Origin of the sequence: Amycolatopsis sp. WAC 04197 (assembly GCF_003947475.1) — a bacterium.
GTDB classification, from domain to species: Bacteria; Actinomycetota; Actinomycetes; order Mycobacteriales; family Pseudonocardiaceae; genus Amycolatopsis; species Amycolatopsis japonica.
This window is the reverse complement of sequence record NZ_QHJK01000003.1, coordinates 764,119-784,504: the sequence shown is the minus strand read 5'-3', so window position 1 is coordinate 784,504 and position 20,386 is coordinate 764,119. Positions and strand designations below refer to the sequence as shown.

At 69.5% G+C, this 20,386-nt stretch carries 18 protein-coding genes; 12 read left to right on the top strand and 6 right to left on the bottom strand.

The genetic code is table 11. The features are described from left to right. The first annotated feature begins 116 nt into the window (after positions 1-116). On the top strand, positions 117-1,142 hold the full coding sequence (locus tag DMC64_RS16675; RefSeq protein ID WP_233629678.1) for a metallophosphoesterase: 1,026 nt from the start codon (positions 117-119) through the stop codon (positions 1,140-1,142). Between the two features lie 197 nt (positions 1,143-1,339). Here DMC64_RS16675 and DMC64_RS16670 read toward each other — a convergent pair whose 3' ends face one another. The 3 genes from DMC64_RS16670 to DMC64_RS16660 form a co-directional block, all read right to left on the bottom strand. Next, complete coding sequence (locus tag DMC64_RS16670; protein ID WP_037339881.1) at positions 1,340-2,425, bottom strand: iron-siderophore ABC transporter substrate-binding protein; 1,086 nt, start codon at positions 2,423-2,425, stop codon at positions 1,340-1,342. Between the two features lie 113 nt (positions 2,426-2,538). Further along, positions 2,539-4,290 (bottom strand): ABC transporter ATP-binding protein, encoded by a 1,752-nt coding sequence (locus tag DMC64_RS16665; protein ID WP_125734238.1) that lies wholly within the window; start codon positions 4,288-4,290, stop codon positions 2,539-2,541. Further along, positions 4,287-5,972, bottom strand: a complete 1,686-nt coding sequence (locus tag DMC64_RS16660; RefSeq protein WP_125734237.1) for an ABC transporter ATP-binding protein — start codon at positions 5,970-5,972, stop codon at positions 4,287-4,289. The genes DMC64_RS16665 and DMC64_RS16660 overlap by 4 nt, the downstream gene beginning before the upstream one ends. A gap of 102 nt (positions 5,973-6,074) precedes the next feature. Between DMC64_RS16660 and DMC64_RS16655 the strand changes: the two genes are divergently transcribed. Both DMC64_RS16655 and DMC64_RS16650 read left to right on the top strand, forming a co-directional pair. Next, positions 6,075-7,118 (top strand): iron ABC transporter permease, encoded by a 1,044-nt coding sequence (locus tag DMC64_RS16655; RefSeq protein ID WP_125734236.1) that lies wholly within the window; start codon positions 6,075-6,077, stop codon positions 7,116-7,118. 23 nt (positions 7,119-7,141) lie between these two features. Then, positions 7,142-8,179, top strand: a complete 1,038-nt coding sequence (locus tag DMC64_RS16650) for an iron chelate uptake ABC transporter family permease subunit (protein ID WP_125734235.1) — start codon at positions 7,142-7,144, stop codon at positions 8,177-8,179. Here the strand turns inward: DMC64_RS16650 and DMC64_RS16645 are convergent. Further along, positions 8,160-9,011, bottom strand: a complete 852-nt coding sequence (locus DMC64_RS16645) for a DMT family transporter (RefSeq protein ID WP_125734234.1) — start codon at positions 9,009-9,011, stop codon at positions 8,160-8,162. The genes DMC64_RS16650 and DMC64_RS16645 overlap by 20 nt on opposite strands. A 162-nt stretch (positions 9,012-9,173) precedes the next feature. Here DMC64_RS16645 and DMC64_RS16640 point away from each other — a divergent pair, with 162 nt between their 5' ends. From DMC64_RS16640 to DMC64_RS16630, 3 genes are all read left to right on the top strand, one after another. Then, entirely contained in the window at positions 9,174-9,698 is a 525-nt protein-coding gene (locus DMC64_RS16640) for a DinB family protein (protein ID WP_199754992.1), read from the top strand. A gap of 18 nt (positions 9,699-9,716) precedes the next feature. After that, positions 9,717-10,427 carry an MBL fold metallo-hydrolase gene (locus DMC64_RS16635; RefSeq protein WP_037337214.1) on the top strand — a complete coding sequence of 237 codons (711 nt, stop codon included), beginning with the start codon at positions 9,717-9,719 and terminating at the stop codon, positions 10,425-10,427. Positions 10,428-10,517: 90 nt separating this feature from the next. Continuing rightward, the gene (locus DMC64_RS16630) at positions 10,518-11,621 is read left to right on the top strand and encodes an LLM class flavin-dependent oxidoreductase (RefSeq protein WP_125734233.1); all 1,104 of its coding nucleotides are present in this window, start codon (positions 10,518-10,520) and stop codon (positions 11,619-11,621) included. 5 nt (positions 11,622-11,626) lie between these two features. Here DMC64_RS16630 and DMC64_RS16625 read toward each other — a convergent pair whose 3' ends face one another. Further along, positions 11,627-12,394: an IclR family transcriptional regulator gene (locus DMC64_RS16625; protein WP_125734232.1), complete on the bottom strand. Its 768-nt coding sequence runs from the start codon at positions 12,392-12,394 to the stop codon at positions 11,627-11,629. A 41-nt stretch (positions 12,395-12,435) separates the two neighbouring features. Here DMC64_RS16625 and DMC64_RS16620 point away from each other — a divergent pair, with 41 nt between their 5' ends. Beyond that, complete coding sequence (locus DMC64_RS16620; RefSeq protein ID WP_038514145.1) at positions 12,436-13,338, top strand: acetaldehyde dehydrogenase (acetylating); 903 nt, start codon at positions 12,436-12,438, stop codon at positions 13,336-13,338. After that, on the top strand, positions 13,335-14,369 hold the full coding sequence (dmpG, locus tag DMC64_RS16615; protein WP_037337223.1) for a 4-hydroxy-2-oxovalerate aldolase: 1,035 nt from the start codon (positions 13,335-13,337) through the stop codon (positions 14,367-14,369). Before DMC64_RS16620 ends, dmpG begins: the two co-directional genes overlap by 4 nt. On the opposite strand, the gene DMC64_RS16610 is transcribed toward dmpG, so the two are convergent. Then, on the bottom strand, positions 14,360-14,953 hold the full coding sequence (locus DMC64_RS16610; RefSeq protein WP_016334041.1) for a TetR/AcrR family transcriptional regulator: 594 nt from the start codon (positions 14,951-14,953) through the stop codon (positions 14,360-14,362). The two genes, dmpG and DMC64_RS16610, sit on opposite strands and share 10 nt — an antisense overlap. A gap of 90 nt (positions 14,954-15,043) precedes the next feature. On the opposite strand from DMC64_RS16610, the gene DMC64_RS16605 reads away from it, so the two are divergent. From DMC64_RS16605 to DMC64_RS16590, 4 genes are all read left to right on the top strand, one after another. Continuing rightward, the gene (locus tag DMC64_RS16605; RefSeq protein WP_073842763.1) at positions 15,044-15,964 is read left to right on the top strand and encodes an oxygenase MpaB family protein; all 921 of its coding nucleotides are present in this window, start codon (positions 15,044-15,046) and stop codon (positions 15,962-15,964) included. 12 nt (positions 15,965-15,976) lie between these two features. After that, positions 15,977-17,002, top strand: a complete 1,026-nt coding sequence (locus DMC64_RS16600; RefSeq protein WP_037337230.1) for an LLM class F420-dependent oxidoreductase — start codon at positions 15,977-15,979, stop codon at positions 17,000-17,002. A gap of 383 nt (positions 17,003-17,385) precedes the next feature. Next, positions 17,386-19,401, top strand: coding sequence for a neutral/alkaline ceramidase (locus DMC64_RS16595; RefSeq protein WP_125734231.1), 2,016 nt, complete (start codon positions 17,386-17,388; stop codon positions 19,399-19,401). A gap of 17 nt (positions 19,402-19,418) precedes the next feature. Beyond that, positions 19,419-20,378, top strand: a complete 960-nt coding sequence (locus DMC64_RS16590; protein ID WP_125734230.1) for a sphingomyelin phosphodiesterase — start codon at positions 19,419-19,421, stop codon at positions 20,376-20,378. Positions 20,379-20,386 lie beyond the last annotated feature (8 nt).

The following is a 20,386-nucleotide window of genomic DNA, read 5'->3' as shown; positions in this document are numbered from 1 at the left end:
TCGGTCCGTGAAGGCCTCCTTGAGGGACTCCTGGTCCCTCAAGGAGGCCTTCACGGACTTGCGTTGTTCAGAAGCACGACCGAATCCGGCCATAAAACGTGAGTAGCGTTCGGGTTATGGATCGAAGAGCGTTCATGGTGGCCGCCGGTGGTGCGGCCGCGGGAGTGACGATGCTGCCGGGACAGGCCGAGGCGCAGGGGAAGTGGGGACCACGCGGGCCTGTCGTCCGCTTCAACATCCTCAGCGACATCCAGGGTGACCTGACCGATTTCGGCAAGGCGCTCGACGACCTGCACGCGATCAACCCGGGCAGTGCGGGCCTCGGTATCGCGGGTGACCTCACGCCGCGCGGCTACGACTTCGAGTACGCCCAGCTCCGTTCGACCTTCGACAAGCACCCGCATCCGCGCGAGGTCGCGTGGGCCATCGGCAACCACGAGTTCTACGTCCCGAAATGGCGCGATCCCGACACCCTCGCACAGGAGACCTGGCCCAACGGGACGACCGAGGACTCGCTGTTCCGCAGCTTCTACCGGTTCGCGGGCCGCAACACGGTCTACAGCGAGACGTCGTTCGGCGGGGTTCCGGTGCTCTGCCTCGGGACCGAGCGGTACGCGAAGTACCACGACCCCAAGCTGTGGGACGAGGTCTGGATGAGCGACGGCCAGTTCACCTGGCTGGAGCAACGGCTTCGGTACTGGTCGAACCGGCGCAGCCCGGTGATGGTGCTGACCCATCATCCGTTGCCCAACACGGTTTCCGGTACGCACAACAAGCTCTACCGGTCCGACTACCTCCAGCCCGACCGGCTGCTTTCGATCCTCGGCCGTCACCGGGACGTGTTCCTGTTCTCCGGGCACACGCACTGGGATCTCAACCTGTCGGACTGGGTGGTGCGCCGGGTGGTCCCGGGCACCGGCAACCTCGAAGGGTTCACCGTGGTCAACACCGCGGCCGTCCAGACCGGGTGGACGGACGACGGCAAGGGCGGGGAAGTGTCCCTCGGCGGTGCGTTCAACCAGGGACTGCAGGTCGAGGTCTCGTCGGGCTCGGTGGTGATCAAGGCCCGCGACTTCACCACGAAGACCTGGCTGAAGCAGATCACCGTTCCGCTGCACAACTCCTGGGGCTTCCCGCACTGAGCGGGCGTCGCGCCTACGGGTTCGGTGGGGCGGTTGCGAAAGCCACTTTCGCAACCTTCAACGTTGCGAAAGTGGCTTTCGCAACACCTCCGGCCAGGCGTGGCAGCACCCAACGGGACCTCCAAGTACGTGAAGGCCCCCTTCAATGCGCCTGGCGCAATGAAGGGGGCCTTCACGTACTTAGCGAGGGGCAGACCTCAGCTGGCCGGCTTGACCTCGGTCTTCGGGTCACCGTCGACCGCCGCGGAAAGCTGCGGGACGATCCGGTCGATCACGTACGGCAGGCTCAGCACGGTCACGAAGGAGACCGCGCTGCCGTAGTTGCCTTCGTTCTCGATGAAGACCTCGCGCTTTTCCTTCGCCACCTTGAGGCCGGTGTAGAGCGCGTCCTTGCCGAGGATCTCCTGTGCCTTGGCCGGGGTGTCGATCAGCCACACGAGCGCGTCGCGGTCGAGGAGGTCGGTCCGTTCGGCGCTGAGGCTCTTGCCGAACTTGTCGCCGATGACGGCGTCGAGGTCGGCGGGCAGCTTGAAACCGAGCGATTCGAGGATGTGCGAGCGGCCGTCCTGGCTGCCGTAGACGAAGTAGCCCTCGTAGGTCGACGCCATCAGCGCCGACTTGCCCGCGAATTCCGGGTGCTCCTTGCGAGCCTGGGCGAACTTGTCCTCGACGGCCTTGACCAGTTCGTTCGCCTTGGTGGCGCGTCCGACGGCCTGGCCGACCTTCTTGGTCGCCTCGTTCCACGGGATGCCGTAGTCGTTGTACTCCTTGGGCTGCGCGACGACCGGGACGCCGATCTGGCTCAGCTTGTCGTACTGCTCCTTGGTGAGCCCGGAGTACAGCGCGATGATCAGATCCGGCTTCAGCGCGGCGATCTTCTCGTACTGCGGCCCGTCCACGTCCTTGAGCACCTCGGGCAGCGCGGCACCGCCGAGCTTGTCGGTCGCCCACGGGCCGATCGTGCCGGGGAACTTGCCGAGCCATTCGGTGACCCCGACCGGGACCACGCCGAGGGCGAGCAGCGCGTCCTGTTCGGTCAGGCCGACCGTGACGACGCGTTTGGGCTCCTGGGTGATGGTGGTGCTGCCGTACTTGTGCTCGATGGTGGTCGGGAACGCGTTCGCGTCGACCGCGGAGCCGGCGGAGTTCTGCGCGGCCGGGGTGGCCGACTCGCCGCCTCCTCCGCACGCGGTGAGCGAGGCGGCCAGCACCAGGGCGGACGCCAGTACGCCGGCGGTCTTCAGGCGCCCTCGCGCGGCGGAGAGGGTGGGGATTCGGGCCATCATCCGTCCTTCGTGATCGGAGGTCCGGCGGTATGCCGGATTAATCGAGAATCAGGTTTGGCTAACCTAAGACGCCGACCGGCCGATTGCAACCGGTGACGCTGCGTCCCGGATCACGTCTGTGAACGGTTGTCCGACCAGGCCGCCCAAAGCGTTGCGTATTGACCATCCGCGGCCACGAGTTCGTCGTGTGTCCCGCTTTCGACGATCGCGCCCGCGTCGAGCACGACGACGCGGTCCGACGCCGCCGCCTGCGTCAGCCGGTGTGCGACGACGAGACCGGTCCGTCCCTCCAGGGCGGCGGCCGCGGCGGCTTCGAGGACTTTCGCGCCCGCGCTTCCGGCTTCCGCGGTCGCCTCGTCGAGGATCGCGATCGGCGGATCCGCGAGTACCAGCCGCGCCAGCGCCAGCTGCTGCGCTTGGGTCACCGTCAGCCGATGCCCGCCCTCGCCGACGACGGTCGCGAGACCCAGCGCCTCCGCCCAACCTCGTGCGCCGACCTTTTCCAGTGCTGCCAACAGGTCCGCGTCGGACGCGTCCGGACGGGCCAGCCGGAGGTCGTCCGCCAGCGAGCCGGCGAAGACGTGCACCTCCTGGCTGATCAGCGCGACCGCCCGCCGCGTGGCGGACGGCCCGAGCTCGTCGAGCGGGACCCCGCCGACGCAGATCGTTCCCGAAGCCGGGGCGTGGATCCCGGCGATCAACTTGGCCAGCGTCGTCTTCCCGGCCCCGCTCGCCCCGACCAGCGCGACCCGCTCACCGGGGGAGAGGTCGAGGTCGACGTCCCGCAACACCGGATGTCCGTCCACATAGGAATGGGAGATCCCGGCCGCCTTCACCGACGCGTCGACGGGCCTCGCCGGCCGCTCGGGTTCTTGCGGCGCGGGCAGGTCGGCGACGCCGATCAGCCGCGCGAGACTCGCGGCGGCCGCTTGCGCGTCGTCCACCAAGGCGAGCGCGGTGTTGATCGGGCCGAACAGGCTGTGGAAGTACAACGCCGCCGCCGTCGCCGCGCCGACGGTCACCGCGTCCGCGCCCACCAGCAGGAAACCGGCCGCGAGTACGGCCGAGAGACCGATGAATTCGGCGAGGTTGAGCCGGGCGAAGAACTTCGTCATCAACCGCACACCGCGCAGCATCAGGTCCATCGCGCCCTCGGACCGCTGCCGGACGCGCTCCACATGGGCGTCGGCGAGCCGAAACGCGCGGACGGTCTTCGCCCCGCCGATCGTGTCGAGCAGTTGCTGCTGCTGCGAACCGGTCGCGATCCGCTGCTTCGCGTACAACGGGACGGCGTTGCGGACGTACCAGCGCACGGTGTGCAGCTGGATCGGCGCCGCCAGCAGCGCGGCCAGCAGGAACCGCCAGTCCAGGACGGCGAGCGCGCCGAGCGTCAGCACGATGGTGAGCACCGAGCGGCCCAGTTCGGGCAGGGCTTCGCGGACCGCCCTCGCGACCACCGTGACGTCGTTGGTGACCCGGGCGGTGAGGTCGCCGGAGCCCGCGCGTTCGATCTGTTCCAGCGGGAGCCCGAGCGCGCGGTCGACGAACCGTTCGCGCAGTTCCGCCAGCAGTGTTTCGCCGAGCTTCGCGGTGAGCGAGACACCCAGCGCTGTCGCGATCGCCTGTGCGACAGCGACCAGGACCAGCGCCACCACCGGTGTCGCCAGTTCGGTGGCCGGTCGTTTTTCGATGACCAGGTCGACGATGTGGCCGAGCAGGCGGGCGGTGAGCAGCCCGATCGCGGTGGCGCCGACGAGCATCGTGAGCGCGCCCACGGCACGGGCCTTCGAAGTGCGGAGCAGTTCACCGAGGACCGCACGGATCCGCTTGCCGTCGGCGGTGGGCAGGAGTTCGCGGGTCATGACAGCACCGCCGCGCGGTAGTCGGCGCGATCGCGGACGAGTTCGGCGTGGCCGCCTTCGCCGGTGATCCGGCCGCCGTCGAGCACGACGACGCGGTCCGCCACGGAGAGCAGGGCGGGGCTCGTGGTCACCAGGATCGTGGTCCGTCCTCGTCGTAGCCGGGCGAGCCCGGTGGCGATCTTCGCCTCGGTCACCGTGTCGACCGCCGTCGTCGGATCGTGGACGACGAGCACCGGAGCGTCCGCGGCGAGCGCGCGGGCGAGCGCGACCCGTTGCCGCTGGCCGCCGGAAAGGGAACGTCCGCGTTCGGTGACCGCGGTCCCGGTGCCGTCCGGCAGCGCGGCGGCGACCTCGTCCGCCGCCGACGCGGCCAGTGCCTCGTCGAGCGGGCGGTCGCCGGCGTGGACGTTCTCCGCGAGCGTCCCTTCGAACAGGTCCGCGTCGTGCGCCGCGACCAGGACGACCTCCCGCACCCGTTCCGGGTCCACAGTGGACAGATCAACGCCGTCGACGTCGACCCTGCCCTCGGCGGGGTCGCCCGCGCGGCCGAGGCAGTCGAGCAGATCGGTCGCGGCGGCCGGATCCGCGGCGACGACACCGATCAGCTGCCCGGCCGGGATGTCGAGGTCGACACCGCGAAGGCTGCCGTACGAGACCGCGGAGAGCCGTACGTTTCCGGCGGCGGGCGATGGAAGTTCGCCGTCGCCCGATTCGACCGCGGCCGGGGTGGTCAGCAGGTCGGCGACCCGGGACGCGGACGCGCGGCCCTGCGCGAGTTCGCCGTTGACCCACGAGAAGATCAGGAACGGCGTGAGCAGGAACTGGGCGAGCCCGACGGCCGCGACGAGGTCGCCGACGCTGATCGAACCCGACGACGCGAGATGGCCGCCGACGAGGGCGACGATCGCGATGAAGACGCCGGTCAGCGCGAGCACCGCGCCGTCGTGCCAGGCCTTGGCCCGCGCGGCGCGCAGCGTCGCCTTGAGCGAATCCTGGCTCGTGTCGCGGTAGCGGGCGACGGCCGCGGGTTCGGCGCCGATGCCTTTGAGGACTCGCAATCCGGAGACCAGGTCCGTGGCGACCCCCGAGGCGTGCGCGGACCGTTCCTGTTCCGCCTCGCTGCGGCGTTCGAGCGGCTTGCCGATGAGATGCGCGAGGTACAGCAGTGGTGGCGTGCCCAGCAGTACGAGGAGACCCAGCGGAAGCGAGATGCGCAGGAGGGCGACCGCGCTGACCAGCACTCCGGCCAGTGCCGCGATCCCGAACGGCAGCACCGCGTTCACCACGCCGACGCGTTGCGCGTCGCTGGTGCCGATGTTGACCAGTTCCCCGGCGAGCTTGCCGTTCTCGGCGCCACCGCCGGGATGCAGGACCCGGCGGCTGATCGCGATGCGGAGGTCGTGCGCGGCCCGCAGCGACGCGCCTTCGGCCGCCCGCGCGGCGAACCGGTAGCTGTAGGACAGTCCCGCGAAGACCACGGCGAGCACGGCGAGCCAGAACACGAGTGTGCCCACGGAACCGCCGTCGACCGCCTGGTCGATCACCACGCCGATGATCACCGGGACGAGTGCTTCGCCGCCCTGGTGCCCGGCGGCGAGCACGGACGCGAGCGTGACCTGCCGTCGTTGCCCGGAAATCGCCTGGCGCAGGACGCTTCGGCTGGTGGTGGCCGTTGCGGTCACCGGCGCCTCCTAGTGGGGAGTAGGTAAGGCTAGTCTAAGTAGGTAGCTCGTTGAGGTGAACTCCGGCGTTCGGTTAGCCTCGCCTCACTCGAAGGAGGTCCCGTGGTCGTCACCGAACGCCCGCCCGAAGCGGCGTCCCCGCCCAGCGCGGCGGCACGGACGTTCCGCGCCGGCGGTCTGGTGGTCGGGCTCGCGCTGCTGGCGCTCGTCTTCCTGCTCAGCATCTGGGTGGGGTCGAAGAGCATCCCGTTCACCTCCACCTGGTCGGTGCTGTGGCACAACGACGGCTCGACCGACGCGGTGATCATCCACGACCTCCGCATCCCGCGGACCCTGCTGGGCCTGGTCGTCGGGGCGGCGCTCGGCCTCGCGGGCGCGGTGATGCAGGCGCTCACCAGGAACCCGCTCGCCGACCCCGGCCTGCTCGGCGTCAACACCGGTGCCTCGGCCGCCGTCGTGTCGGGGATCGCGTTCGCCGGTGTCACCAGCGTGCTCGGCTACATCTGGTTCGCCTTCGCCGGAGCCGCGATCGCCTCGGTCGTGGTGTACGCCCTCGGCTCGGCGGGGCGCAGCGCCACACCGGACCGGCTGGTGCTCGCCGGCTCGGCCGTGATGGCGGTGCTGCAGGCGTACATCGTCGGTGTGCTGCTGCTGATGCCGGAGACGTTCAATCAGTTCCGGTTCTGGAACGTCGGCTCGCTCAGCGGCCGCAAATGGGACGTGTTCCTGCAGATCTCGCCGTTCGTCGTACTCGGCGTGATCATCGCGCTGCTGCTCGCCCGTCCGCTCAACGTCCTCGCGCTCGGTGACCAGACCGGCAAGGCGCTCGGCGCCCACGTCGGCCGCACCCGGGTGCTGGGCGCGGTCGTGGTGATGCTGCTCTGCGGCGCGGGCACCGCGGCGATCGGACCGGTCCTGTTCCTCGGGCTCGCCGTTCCGCACGCCGCGCGGATGCTGGTCGGCCCGGATCAGCGCTGGGTGCTGCCGTACTCGATGCTGCTCGCGCCGATCGCGCTGATCGGCGCCGACGTCGTCGGCCGCGTGCTGAACCCGCCGGAGGAACTGCAGGCGGGGATCGTCGTCGCGTTCCTCGGGGCGCCGGTGTTCATCGCGCTGTGCCGCCGCCGGAAGCTGGCCCGCCTGTGAACGCGATCAAGGAGCACCCCCGGATGAGCACCCGTGTCCTGCGCACCCGGGGCGGTGGGCTTTCCCTGCGCGTCACCCCGAGGGCCGCGATCGTCGTCACCCTGCTGGCCGTCGCCGTGTTCTTCGTCGGCGCGGTCAGCATGACCACCGGCGACTACCCGCTGTCCGTCGGCGAGGTGATCCAGACGCTGTTCGGTTTCGGCGACCGGGCCACCGAGTTCATCGTGACCACCCTGCGGCTGCCCCGGCTGCTGACCGCCCTGCTGGTCGGCGGCGCGCTCGCGGTCAGCGGCGCGATCCTGCAGAGCCTGTCCGGGAATCCGTTGGGCAGCCCCGATTTCATCGGCTTCACCGAAGGCGCGGCGGCCGGGGCGCTGCTGACGATCATCGTGGTGCACGGCGGCATGCTCCAGGTGTCGCTGGGCGCGCTGGTCGGCGGTGTCGCGACGGCGGCGTTGATCGCGTTGCTCGCGCTGAAGGGCGGCGTGCACACCTTCCGCCTGATCCTCGTCGGCATCGGCGTGAACGCGATGCTCATCGCGTTCAACTCCTACCTGATCACCAGGGCGGCCTGGCAGGACGGGCTCGCGGCGCAGGCATGGCTGGTCGGCGGGCTCAACGGACGCGGCTGGGAGCACGTCGTCCCGGTCGCGATCGCCATCGCCGTCCTTCTGCCGCCCGGGTTCGTCTACGGCAGAAGGCTTTCGCTGCTGGAGATGGGTGACGATTCGGCCATGGGGCTCGGCGTGCCGGTCCAGCGGAGCCGGATCGTGCTGCTCGGCGTCAGTGTCGGACTGTGTTCGATCGCGACGGCGGCCGCCGGGCCGATCGCGTTCCTGGCCCTCGCCGCACCGCAACTGTCGAAGCGGCTCACCCGGTCTTCGGGCCCGGGGCTCGCCGCCGCCGCGCTGATGGGCATGCTCCTGCTGGTGACGAGTGATCTGGTCACCCAGCAGTTCTTGGCGGGCCTGCCTGTCGGCCTGGTGACCGGGGCGATCGGCGGGCTGTACCTGGCCTGGCTGCTGGTTTCCCGGCGCGGGGTCAGCCGGGCTGCGCGCTGACCGGCTCGATCGGCGCGGGCTCGCCGAAGCGGGCCAGCGCGAGCGCCGCGGAGACCGCGAGCGCGAAGCCGACGACCGCCACGGCCGCGAAACCCGGTCGCGTGGTGTCGCCCAGTACGAGCACGCCGATCAGGGACGGGAAGACGGTCTCGCCGATCACCATCATCGCGGTCGAGGTGGTGACACTGCCGCGTTGCAACGCGGTGGCGTAGAACAACATCGCCAGCGCGCCCGCCACCCCCAGCGTGTACGTGGCGGGGTCGGTCAGCAGATCCAGCGGGGCGAGGCTGGTGAGCGCGCGGCCGGAAAGCGCGACGACGCCGAAGCACAGGCCGGCGATCAGGCCCAGCGCCGGTGTCCGGATGCGCCGTGCCGCGCGGCCGGCGAACATCCCGGCCGTGCCGAGGACGACCACCGCGCCGATCAGCACGAGCCGGAAACCCAGCCCGGTCGGCTCCGAACCCTCGCTCTCCGCCGACATCCCGAGCAACGCGAGCCCGGCGCAGACGACCGCGACCGCCGTCCACTCGCGACGGCCCAGCCGGACGCCGAGTGTGCGCGCGGCGACCGCGGTCACCGCGAGACTGCCCGCGAGCGCCGCCTGGACCACGAACAGCGGCAGCACGCGCAGGGCGGCGACCTGGGCGACGAACCCGATGACGTCCAGCGCCAGTCCCGCGACGAACTTCCACTGCCGCAGCACCCGCACGAGCAACCGGGGATCGACTCGGTCTTCGGTGCCCGAAGTCGCCTTCGCGGCGATCGCCTGCTTCACCGAAGCGACGCCGTAGGCACAGGCCGCGAAGAACGCGCAGATCAATCCCCACCACATGAAACGAGCCTAGCCCTGTGGTGCCCACGCGTGATCAGGCGCGTAATTCGCGTGATTGAAGGCGGATCATCGAGTTCCGCCTTCAATCACGCGAGTTCGCCGCCCAATCACGCGAGATCGCGGTCTGATCACGTGAGTTCGCCGTATGTGTACAGTGCCCGTATGTCGAACACGAGTTCGAGACCCGCCGAGCCGGTGGAGCGGGCCTGGCCGGACGGGATCGCCGAGGACGAGATCGGGATCCAGTGGGACTTCCTGCGGTTCCTCCGCGCGACGGCGGTCAACAAGGTCGCCGGGCTGACCAGGGAACAGGCGGCCGCGACACCCTTGCCGTCGTCCCCGCGGATGAGCGCGCTGGGGGTGCTCAAGCATCTGACCGCGGTGGAACGCTGGTGGCTTTCGATCGAGGCGGGCGGTGCCGAGCTGCCGTCGCTGTGGGAAGGCTCACTGGATCCGAGCTGGGATCTGTCCGAGGACGACGATCCGCGCGCGGTCGTCGAGGCGTACCGCGCCGAGTGGGCGTTGTCGGAGTCGTCGCTGGCGGGGGTCTCGCCGGACGACCGGGCGCGCAGGTCGGGGAAGTTCACCGTGCGCTGGGTGCTCGCCCACGTCCTTCAGGAGACCGCGCGCCACGTCGGGCATCTGGACGTCTTGCGGGAGCTGGCCGACGGAACCACCGGCGAATAGCACCGTAAGGTGTGCGCCATGGCTGACAGGCTGTACTTCCGGCAGTTGCTCGCGGGCCGCGACTTCGCGGTGGGGGATCCCGTCGCGACGCAGATGGTCAATTTCGCGTATCTGATCGGCGACCGGGAGACGAACGAGGCCGTCATCGTCGATCCGGCGTATGCCGTCGGCGATCTGCTGGACCTGCTGGAAGCCGACGGCATGCGGCTGACCGGTGTCCTCGCCACGCATCACCACCCAGACCACGTCGGCGGCGAGATGATGGGGTTCTCGCTGCCGGGCATCGCGGAACTGCTGGAACGCGTCCAGGTGCCGATCCACGTCAACGGCGCGGAAGCCGAGTGGGTCCGCCGCATCACCGGCGTCTCCGGCACGGACCTGCGTTCGCACGAGCACGACGAGGTCGTGGAGGTCGGCGCGGTGCCGATCCGGCTGCTGCACACGCCGGGCCACACCCCGGGCAGCCAGTGCTTCCTGGTCGACGGGAAGCTCGTCTCGGGCGACACGTTGTTCCTCGAAGGCTGCGGCCGGACCGATTTCCCGGGCGGAGACGCGGAAGCCATCTACCGGAGCCTGCAGTGGCTGGCCGGGCTGGACGGCGATCCGGTCGTCTACCCGGGGCACCAGTACTCCGCCGAGCCGTCGGCGAACCTGTCGCGGGTGAAGGACACGAACTTCGTGTTCCAGCCGAAGTCGCTGGAGGAATGGCGGCTGATGTTCGGCGGCTGAGGCGCATTCAGAGGACTAAATGCGTCCAGATCGCGGGACGCGGAGCCCGCCGATTGACCCGGCCCGCCCCGGAAGCCGAAGCTCGGAACCGTGACGCTCAAGCTGCATTGGTTCCTGCCCACCACCGGGGACGGCCGGACGATCGTCGAGCACTTCCACGCCAGCCGCGCCGCCGGAGCGTCCTCCGCGCGTGAGCCGAGCCTCGACTATCTCGCCCAGGTCGCCCGCGCCGCCGAGGCCAACGGTTTCGAAGGCGTGCTGACGCCGACCGGCACCTGGTGCGAGGACGCCTGGCTGACGACGGCGGCGCTGATCCGTGAGACGCGCAGCCTCAAGTTCCTCGTCGCGTTCCGGCCAGGGACGATCTCGCCGACGCTGGCCGCGCAGATGGCCGGCACGTTCCAGCGGATCTCGCAGGGGCGCGTGCTGCTCAACGTCGTCACCGGCGGCGACGCGGTCGAGCAGCGCCGGTTCGGCGACTGGCACGACCACGACGAGCGTTACGCCCGCACCGGCGAGTTCCTCGAGATCGTGCGCGGAGTGTGGAGTGGCAAGCCGTTCGATTTCGACGGTGAGCATCTCAAGGTCGAGGGCGCGACCACGCGCGCGGCGCCGGATCCGGTCCCGCCGATCTACTTCGGCGGGTCGTCCGCGGCGGCGCTGCCGGTCGCGGCGGCACACGCCGACGTCTACCTGACCTGGGGCGAGCCGCCCGCGCAGGTCGCCGAGAAGATCGCGAAGGTCCGCGAACTCGCCGAGGAACAGGGCCGCAAGATCCGCTTCGGCATCCGGCTGCACACCCTTTCCCGTGACACGTCGGCGGAAGCCTGGGCGGAGGCGGGGAAACTCCTGGACGCCATCGACCCGGAGCGGATCGCCCACACCCAGGAACAGTTGTCCGCCAGTGAATCCGTCGGCCAGCGACGGATGGCCGCGCTGCACGGCGGGAAGACCGACGGCGGCGTCCGCGGCTTGGAGGTGTACCCCAACCTGTGGGCCGGGATCGGCCTGGTTCGCGGCGGAGCGGGCACCGCGCTCGTCGGCAGCCACGGCGAGGTGGCCGACCTCATCGAGGAGTACCACGCGCACGGCATCGAGGAGTTCGTCCTGTCCGGATACCCGCATCTGGAAGAGGCGTACTGGTTCGGCGAAGGGGTGCGGCCGGAACTGGCCCGCCGCGGGCTCGTCGCGTAAAGCCCTTACAGGGTGCGGGAAAGAGCCAGAGCGGCGGTCCGGACGGCCGGCGCGACGCGGTTGGTGTGCATGCGATTCGCCCAGCCGGAGATCGACAACGCCGCCACCGCGACACCGTGCGCGTCGAGCAGCGGGCTCGCGGCGCAGACGACGCCGACGCCGGACTCCTCCCGCTCGAACGCGATCCCTTCGCCGTGGATCTTGGCGAGCTGACGGCGCAGCAGGCCGGCGGCGGTGATCGTCCGCACGCTGACGCGGGGCAAACCGGCGTCGATCACTTGTGTCACCACGGATTCCGGGGAGAAGGCGAGGATCGCCTTGCCGACGCCGGTGGCGTGCGCGGGAAACCGGCCACCGATCCGGGACGGGAGCGACGGCGCGTCCGGTCCCCGCAGGATGTCGAGATAGACCACCTCGGTGCCTTCCAGCACGGCGAGGTGCACGGTGTTGCGGGTCGCCTCGCGCAGATCGGCGAGATACGGCCGCGCCGCCTCGACCAGCCCGCGGCGCCGGACGGCCAGCTGCCCGATCTCGAACAGTTTGAGCCCGAGCCGCAACGCCGCGCCCTCGCGTTCGAGCAGACCGGTCGCGACCAGATGTCCGGAGAGCCGGTGGACGGTGGACTTCGCCAGCCCGGTCCGCCGTGCCAGTTCGGAGACGCCGAGCGCGTCGTCGCCGGGCCGGAAGGCGGAGAGCAGCGCGGAGATCCGGGCGGCGACGAGGCCGTCCGCTCCGGTTCGTTCGGTGTCGTCGTTCCGCCCAGCGGCACGCATGGGTTGAGTGTGCCCTATCCGCTCGGGGAGCGTCACCTGGCATGGCGCAACGGAAAGCGGTGGCCGCGATCGTCGGTCCCGGGAACATCGGCACCGACCTGCTCGCGAAGCTGAGGCGCAGCGAGCACGTCGAGGTGCGGTACATGGTCGGCGTGGACCCGGATTCGGACGGGCTGGCGAAGGCCGCGGAGCTCGGGTTGGAGACCTCGGCCGGTGGTGTCGACTGGCTGCTGTCGCGGGACGAGCTGCCGGACCTGGTCTTCGAGGCGACCTCGGCGAAGGCGCATCTGGCGAACGCGCCGCGGTACGCCACGGCCGGGATCCGCGCGATCGACCTGACCCCGGCCGCGGTCGGCCCGTTCACCTGCCCCGCGGTGGGCCTGCCCGAACGGCTCGACGTGCCCAACGTCAACCTCATCACCTGCGGCGGCCAGGCCACGATCCCGATCGTGCACGCGGTGTCGCGGGTGACGCCGGTGCCCTACGCCGAGATCGTCGCGTCCGTCTCGTCGCGTTCGGCCGGGCCGGGCACGCGCGCGAACATCGACGAGTTCACCGCCACGACGGCGCGCGGGATCGAACTCGTCGGGGGAGCGAGCCGCGGCAAGGCGATCATCATCATCAACCCGGTCGAACCGCCGATGATCATGCGCGACACGGTGTTCTGCGCGATCGACCCGGACGCGGACTTCGACGCGGTGAGCGAATCCATCCACCGGATGGTCGAGACCGTCCAGGGTTACGTGCCGGGCTACACGCTCAAAGCGGATCCGCAGTACGACCCGCCCCGGCCGGGCTGGAGCGGGCAGGCGCGGGTCGCGGTGTTCCTGGAGGTCGCCGGGAACGGGGACTTCCTGCCGAAATACGCCGGGAACCTCGACATCATGACGGCCGCGGCCGCCCGTGTCGGTGACCTTCTGGCCACGCAGGAGGTGGCGGCATGAGCTGGGACGACGTGAACCGTGAGGTCCGGCTGGTCGACACCAGCCTGCGCGACGGCAGCCACGCGATGGCGCATCAGTTCACCGAGAAGAACGTGCGCGACACCGTCCGGGCGCTCGACGACGCCGGGGTCTCGCTGATCGAGGTCAGCCACGGCGACGGGCTCGGCGGCTCGACGTTCAACTACGGCTTTTCCCTTGTGGACGAACGGAAACTGATCGAGGCGGCGGTCGACGAGGCACGGCGGGCGAAGATCGCGGTGCTGTTGCTGCCGGGACTCGGCACGGTCGGCGACCTGCGGGTGGCCGCGGACCTCGGCGCCGGCGCGGTCCGGATCGCGACCCACTGCACCGAGGCCGACGTCTCCGTCCAGCATTTCGGCGCGGCGCGCGAGCTCGGGCTGGAAACGGTCGGTTTCCTGATGCTGTCCCATATGTCCACGCCCGAGGCGCTGGCGGAACAGGGCCGGATCATGGTCGACGCCGGGTGCCAGTGCGTGTACGTCGTCGACTCCGCAGGGGCGCTGATCCTGGAGGACGCGGGCGAACGCGTCGCCGCGCTGGTCGCGGAATTCGGGGACGAGGCGCAGGTCGGCTACCACGGGCACCAGAACCTGAGCTTCGGCGTCGCGAACTCGGTGCTCGCGTACCGGGCGGGCGCGCGGCAGATCGACGGTTCGCTCGTGGCGCTCGGCGCGGGCGCGGGCAACTCGCCGACCGAGGTCCTCGCGGCGACCTTCGAGAAACTCGGGATCCGCACGGGCGTCGACAAGGACGTGCTGATGGACGCGGCCGAGAACGTCGTGAAGCCCTACATCACGCGGCTGCCGGTGATGGACCGGTCGTCGATCGTGCAGGGATTCGCCGGGGTGTACTCGAGTTTCCTTCTGCACGCCGAGCGCGCCGCGGAACGCTACGACGTCCCGGCCCACGAGATCCTCTACCGCGTCGGCGCCGCGAAGTACGTGGGCGGGCAGGAGGACATGATCATCGACATCGCCCTGCAGTTGGTCGCCGAACGCGGTCAGGGTTGACGGTCGGCGCCGAGCACGAGGCGGACGCAATGCTCGATCAGGCGCTCGCGGCTCACCTTGAGCGAGCCGTCGAGGTAGGCGATGAACACGTTGCTCAGCGCGCCCACCAGCCCGATCGAGGTCATCTGCCGCTCGGCCGCGTCGCCGTGGGACAGCTGCCCGCTGACCAGTTCGGCGAACGAGGGGAGGAGCGCGATCCCGCGCGTCGTCAGCGCGGGATCGGTGATCGGCGCGAGCAGGAGCACCCGGCCCTTGCGCGGGTCGTCGAGCATCAACTCGACGAAGGCGCGGACGGCGGCCTTCGCCCGTTCGGCGGGTTCGGCCGTGTCGCTGACCGCGTCGACCAGCGCTTGCCGGGCCTGCTCTCCGATGTGCTCGTAGACCGCGACGACCAGTTCCTCGCGGTCTGTGAAGCTCTCGTAGAAGTACCGCTCGGTCAGCTTGGCGTGGCGGCACACCGCGCGGACGCTCACCCCCGCGCTGCCCTGGGTGCCGAGCAGGTCGAGGCCCGCGTCGACGAGCTGTCCCCGCCTCGCGGCCTTGCGGTCGTCCAGGGTCGTGCCTGCCCAGCTGCGGCCGGCCATGATCGGCTCCTCTTGTTGACTACGGCCGTTGTCAACTTTAACCTGACAACAGTTGTGGTCAATTTAACCAGCTCATTGAGGAGACCGGGGATGACACAGCCGCGGCCGCTGGGACCGGATTCGCTGACCTGGAAGTACTTCGGCGACTGGCGCGGGCTGCTCATCGCGCTCTGGGCCGGATCCATGCAGAACATGCACCCCGAGCTGGGCGCGGGCGTCGAAGAGCACTCGCGGTTCTTCGAGGAGCGCTGGCAGCGGCTGTTCCGCTCGCTCTACCCGATCGGGGGAGTGATCTACGACGGCCCGCGGGCGCGGCAGACCGCGCTGGAGGTGCGGGGTTACCACGATCGGATCAAGGGCGTCGACAAACACGGGCGGCGCTATCACGCGCTCAACCCGGACACGTTCTACTGGGCGCATTCGACGTTCTTCGTGAGCGCGATCCTCATCGCCGACAACTTCTGTGGCGGCATCGGCGAGGCCGAGAAGCGGAAACTCTTCGAAGAACACGTGCAGTGGTACGAGATGTACGGCATGAGCATGCGCCCGGTGCCGGAGTCGTGGGAGGACTTCCAGCTGTACTGGAAGCGCATGTGCGAGGACGTGCTGGAGGACAACAAGGCCACGCGTGACGTCCTCGAGATCCAGGACATCGCCAAACCGCATTTCCTGCCCTGGTTGCCGGATTTCGCGTGGAACCTCGTGCGCGGGCAGGTGGCGCGGAACTTCGTCTGGCTGACGATCGGCCTGTACGACCCGCCGATCCGCGAGCGGCTCGGCTACACCTGGACCGAACGCGACGAGCGGCGGCACCGCCGGGTCGGGAAGCTGATCAACGCGGCGTTCAAATTGGTCCCGCGCGATCGCCGCTACCACCCGCGGGCGAGGGCCGGCTGGCGCCGCGAGCGTGGCGAACTGGCCCCGGACGCGCCGTTGGTCGAGACTCCCGCGAGGAACCTTCCGCCGCTTTCGGAGCGGGGCAAACCCGAGCACTACTCACCGAACGTCTGACGAGGAGCCTCGATGAAGCTTGGTTACCACCTCGGTTACTGGTCCTCCGGCCCGCCGGAAGGCGCGCTGGACGCGATCCTGCGGGCCGAAGAACTCGGCTTCGATTCGGTGTGGACCGCCGAGGGCTACGGCTCGGACGCGTTCACCCCGCTCGCCTGGTGGGGTGCGTCGACGAGCCGGATCAAGCTCGGCACCAACATCGTCCAGATGTCGGCACGCACCCCGACCGCGACGGCGATGCACGCGCTGACGCTGGACCATCTGTCCGGCGGCCGGTTCGTGCTCGGGCTCGGCGCGTCCGGGCCGCAGGTGGTCGAAGGCTGGTACGGGCAGCCGTATCCGAAGCCGCTCGCGCGCACCCGGGAGTACGTCGACATCGTGCGGAAGGTGGTCGCTCGCGAGGCGCCGGTGACCCACGACGGGCAGCACTTCCAGCTTCCGCTGCAGGGCGGTACCGGGCTGGGGAAGCCGCTGAAGTCCACAGTGCACCCGTTCCGCAAGGAGATCCCGATCTTCCTCGCCGCGGAGGGGCCGAAGAACGTGGCGCTGTCGGCGGAGATCTGCGACGGCTGGCTCCCGTTGTTCTTCTCGCCCAAGAGCGACGCCTTTTACCGGACGGCGTTGGAGGAGGGCTTCTCGCGGCCCGGTGCCCGGCGCGGTTTCGACGACTTCGAGGTCGCGGCGTCCGTTCCGGTGCTCGTCCACGACGACGTCGAGGAGGCCGCGAGCTGGATCAAACCGTCGCTCGCGCTCTACATCGGCGGTATGGGCGCGAAATCGGTCAACTTCCACCACGACGTCTTCGCGCGGATGGGGTACGAGGACGTCGCCGACAAGGTCCAGGAGCTGTATCTGGCCGGGCGCAAGGACGAGGCGACGGCCGCGATCCCGACTTCGCTGGTCGAGGACACGTCGCTGATCGGGCCGGCGGAGAAGATCCGCGACGAACTCGCGGCGTGGGAGGAGACCGTGGTGACCACGCTGCTGCTGCGCGGGGATGCCGCGACGCTCACGAAGGTCGCCGAAACCCTCGGGTAGCGGTCGCTCGAGAAACGCGCGTGTGTCATGAAAGGGCCGTTCAGGACATATTTCGTCCTGAACGGCCCTTTCATGACACTTCCGGTCAGTCCCGAAGCCTCGGCCTTTAGTGGGGTTGCGGCATGCATTTAGTCCTCTAAATGCGGGTGGCAGTTGGACGACGCGACCGCGCGTGAAGGCATCCTTCCCTCGGCTCAGCCGAGGGAAGGAGGCCTTCACGCGTTGCCAAGTACATGAAGGGGACCTTCATGTACTTCAAAGCGAGGGCGGAGGTGGCGGGGCGGGTCGCGCCTTTCGCGGGGTTGCGGCAGTGAGGCCCATCACGTAGCGTCCCGGCCACGAACATGAAGTCGGTTCATGTTCGTGGCCGGGAGGTGCGACTCATGACGGTGAGCCGGAGGCGGGTTCTCGCGGGTGCGGCGGCGTTGCCCGTCGCGGCGAGCATGCTCGGCGCCCAGCAGGCGCAAGCGGCGCCGTCGAAGGGTTTCCGCGTCGGCGTCGGCATCTCCGATGTCACCGGCCCGGCCGCCGAAAACGGCATGATGGGCTACTCGATGCCGCAGCAGCAGACCGCCGGCATCCACCTCCGCACCCGGGCGCGGGCCTTCGTGGTCGACGACGGGGCCAAGCGGATCGCCTTCGTCACCGCCGACCTCGGCGCGCTGTTCCAGTCGGTCCACCAGGGCGTGCTGCGCAAGCTCCAGGCCGCGTACGGCGACCTGTACACCGAGCAGAACGTGCTGCTCAACGCCACCCACACCCACTCCGCTTGCGGCGGGGATTCCCATTACGCCGCTTACGATCTGGCGATCCTCGGCTTCCAGCAGGAGGTCTACGACGCCGTTGTCGAAGGGATCTTCGAGGCGATCGGCCGCGCGCACGCGAACCTCGCGCCCGGGTCGATCCGCCTCGGCCGTGCCGAGCTCACCAAGGCGAGCGTCAACCGTTCCCGCAAGGCCTTCGACCTGAACCCCCAGGCCGACAAGGACCATTTCCCGCAGGCGATCGACCCGGCCGTCACGGTGCTGCGGTTCAGCCAGAACGGCGTCGACGTCGGCGCGATCAGCTGGTTCGCCACACACGGGACGTCGATGAGCAACGGCAACCACCTGATCAGCGGTGACAACAAGGGGTACGCCGCCTACGAGTGGGAGCACGACCACGCCGGCGTGCGGTACCTCGACGGGAACCCGCGGTTCGTCGCCGCGTTCCCGCAGACCAACACCGGCGACATGAGCCCGAACCTCAACCTCGAACCCGGCACACCCGAAACCGAGTTCGAGAACACCCGTACCATCGGCGACCTCCAGTTCCGTGCGGCGAAGAGCGCCTTCGACGCCGCGGCCGAGGCCGTGACGGGCGGCGTCGACCACCGGATGTGCTACGTGGACATGTCCGATGTGGCCGTCGACGCGAAGTACACGCCGAACGGGCGGCCGCAGCGCACCTGCACGGCCGCGATCGGCGTCTCGATGCTGGCGGGCAGCCGCGAGGACGGCCCCGGCCTGCCGCTCCCGGAAGGGGTGAAGAACCCGTTCATCGACTGGCTCGGCGGCATCGACGCGCCGATCCCGCAGGCACTCGCCGACGCGCACGCGCCGAAGGTGATCGCGGTGCCGTTCGGCGCGATGAAGCCGTATCCGTGGACGCCGGAGGTCCTGCCGCTGCAGCTCGTCCGGATCGGGCAGCTGCACCTCGTGGCCGTGCCGGCCGAACTGACCATCGTCTCCGGGCTGCGCTTGCGCCGCACCGTCGCCGCCGAACTCGGCGTCCCGCTGGAGAACGTGCTCATCCAGGGCTACTCCAACGCGTACAGCCAGTACGTCACGACACCCGAGGAGTACGACTCGCAGCAGTACGAAGGCGCGTCGACCCTCTACGGCCGCTACACACTTCCCGCGTACCAGCAGGAATTCGCCAAACTGGCGGCCGCGATGAAGGCGGGGACGTCGGTTCCGCACGGGCCGACGCCGCGGGATCTGCGCGGCAAACTGATCAACTTCCAGCCCGGCGTCGTCTTCGACAGCCCGCCCGCGTTCAAGAGCTTCGGTGACGTCCTGGTCGACGCGAAGAGCACGTACGCGCGCGGCGAACAGGTCGCGGTCGAGTTCGTCACCGGGCATCCGAAGAACGACCTCCGGCGCGGCGGCACGTTCCTGGAGATCCAGCGGCTGGCCGACGGCAAGTGGGTCCGCCACGCCGACGACGGCGACTGGGACACGAAATACCACTGGGCGCGGACGTTCGTCGCCGAATCGAAAGCCGTCGTCCACTGGAAGATCCCCGCGAACGCCCCGATCGGCAAATATCGCGTGGTCCACTTCGGCAACTGGAAGAACGGCTGGAACGGGGCGATCTCCGCGTTCAGCGGGACTTCGCGGACGTTCGTCGTTTCCTGACACCGAAAGGGTCTTTCGTGCGGAAGCTCGCCGTACTCGCCATCGCCGCCGCCCTGTTCGCCGGAACCGCCGTCCCCGCCCAGGCGGCGGTCACGGTGAAGGTCATGGCGTTCAACATCTGGCAGCTGCCCTGGATCGCCAGCCCGAACACCTCGGACAAACAGGCGCGCGCCCGCGCGGCGGAGGCCGTCATCCGCGCGAACGACGCCGACGTCGTCGTCCTGGACGAGGCTTTCAGCGCCCAGGCGGAGGAAATGCGGAACCGGCTGAAGGACGTCTGGCCGCATCAGACCCCGCTCGTCGGCCAGTACTGCTCCACGTCACCGGGCTGGACCACGGTGAACGGCAACTGCTCGAATTCCCCGGTCGTGGTCAACGGCGGGGTCACCGTGCTGAGCAAGGCACCGGTGACCGAACAGCACCAGCTGGTGTTCCGCAATTCCTACTCCGGTACCGCGGACTATCTGTCGAACAAGGGTGCCGCGCTCGCCCGTCTGGTCGTCGCCGGGAAGCCGGTCTGGATCGCGGGCACCCACATGCAGGCCGACGAGGCACCGGAGACGCTGCCGAAGGCGCACGACGTCCGGATGGCCCAGCTCGGCGAGATCCGGGACCTGGTCACGAAACACGCCCCCGCCGGCGAGCCGGTCGTCATCGCGGGCGACCTGAACATCGAGTACTGGGCGGGACAAGCGCGCAAAGATTCCCTCGGCCGGACCCAGGTTCAGCAAGGTGAGGCCTTCCTCGACGGCGTTCTCCGCACGACGGGCGAAGGCGCGTACACCTTCGACGCGGAGACGAACCCCAATGCGGCGAAGTCCGTTCCGGCGACCTACCGCGACTCGCTGGACTACGTCGGAGCCGTCCGCGCGGGCGGCCGTCCACTCGCCGCTGTCGGGCCGGTACAGCTCGTGCATTACGACGGTGGCACGATTCCCTCCGACCACTACCCGGTGGTGGCCAAGATCCAATACTGAGGCCTTCA

Coding starts and splice junctions, on each gene's coding strand:
- DMC64_RS16640 (WP_199754992.1), top strand. CDS start 9,174: ATGTCGAACACGAGTTCGAGACCCGCCGAGCCGGTGGAGCGGGCCTGG.
- DMC64_RS16665 (WP_125734238.1), bottom strand. CDS start 4,290: ATGACCCGCGAACTCCTGCCCACCGCCGACGGCAAGCGGATCCGTGCG.
- DMC64_RS16610 (WP_016334041.1), bottom strand. CDS start 14,953: ATGGCCGGCCGCAGCTGGGCAGGCACGACCCTGGACGACCGCAAGGCC.
- DMC64_RS16620 (WP_038514145.1), top strand. CDS start 12,436: ATGGCGCAACGGAAAGCGGTGGCCGCGATCGTCGGTCCCGGGAACATC.
- DMC64_RS16635 (WP_037337214.1), top strand. CDS start 9,717: ATGGCTGACAGGCTGTACTTCCGGCAGTTGCTCGCGGGCCGCGACTTC.
- DMC64_RS16650 (WP_125734235.1), top strand. CDS start 7,142: ATGAGCACCCGTGTCCTGCGCACCCGGGGCGGTGGGCTTTCCCTGCGC.
- DMC64_RS16605 (WP_073842763.1), top strand. CDS start 15,044: ATGACACAGCCGCGGCCGCTGGGACCGGATTCGCTGACCTGGAAGTAC.
- DMC64_RS16595 (WP_125734231.1), top strand. CDS start 17,386: ATGACGGTGAGCCGGAGGCGGGTTCTCGCGGGTGCGGCGGCGTTGCCC.
- DMC64_RS16625 (WP_125734232.1), bottom strand. CDS start 12,394: ATGCGTGCCGCTGGGCGGAACGACGACACCGAACGAACCGGAGCGGAC.
- DMC64_RS16645 (WP_125734234.1), bottom strand. CDS start 9,011: ATGTGGTGGGGATTGATCTGCGCGTTCTTCGCGGCCTGTGCCTACGGC.
- DMC64_RS16600 (WP_037337230.1), top strand. CDS start 15,977: ATGAAGCTTGGTTACCACCTCGGTTACTGGTCCTCCGGCCCGCCGGAA.
- DMC64_RS16670 (WP_037339881.1), bottom strand. CDS start 2,425: ATGGCCCGAATCCCCACCCTCTCCGCCGCGCGAGGGCGCCTGAAGACC.
- dmpG (WP_037337223.1), top strand. CDS start 13,335: ATGAGCTGGGACGACGTGAACCGTGAGGTCCGGCTGGTCGACACCAGC.
- DMC64_RS16675 (WP_233629678.1), top strand. CDS start 117: ATGGATCGAAGAGCGTTCATGGTGGCCGCCGGTGGTGCGGCCGCGGGA.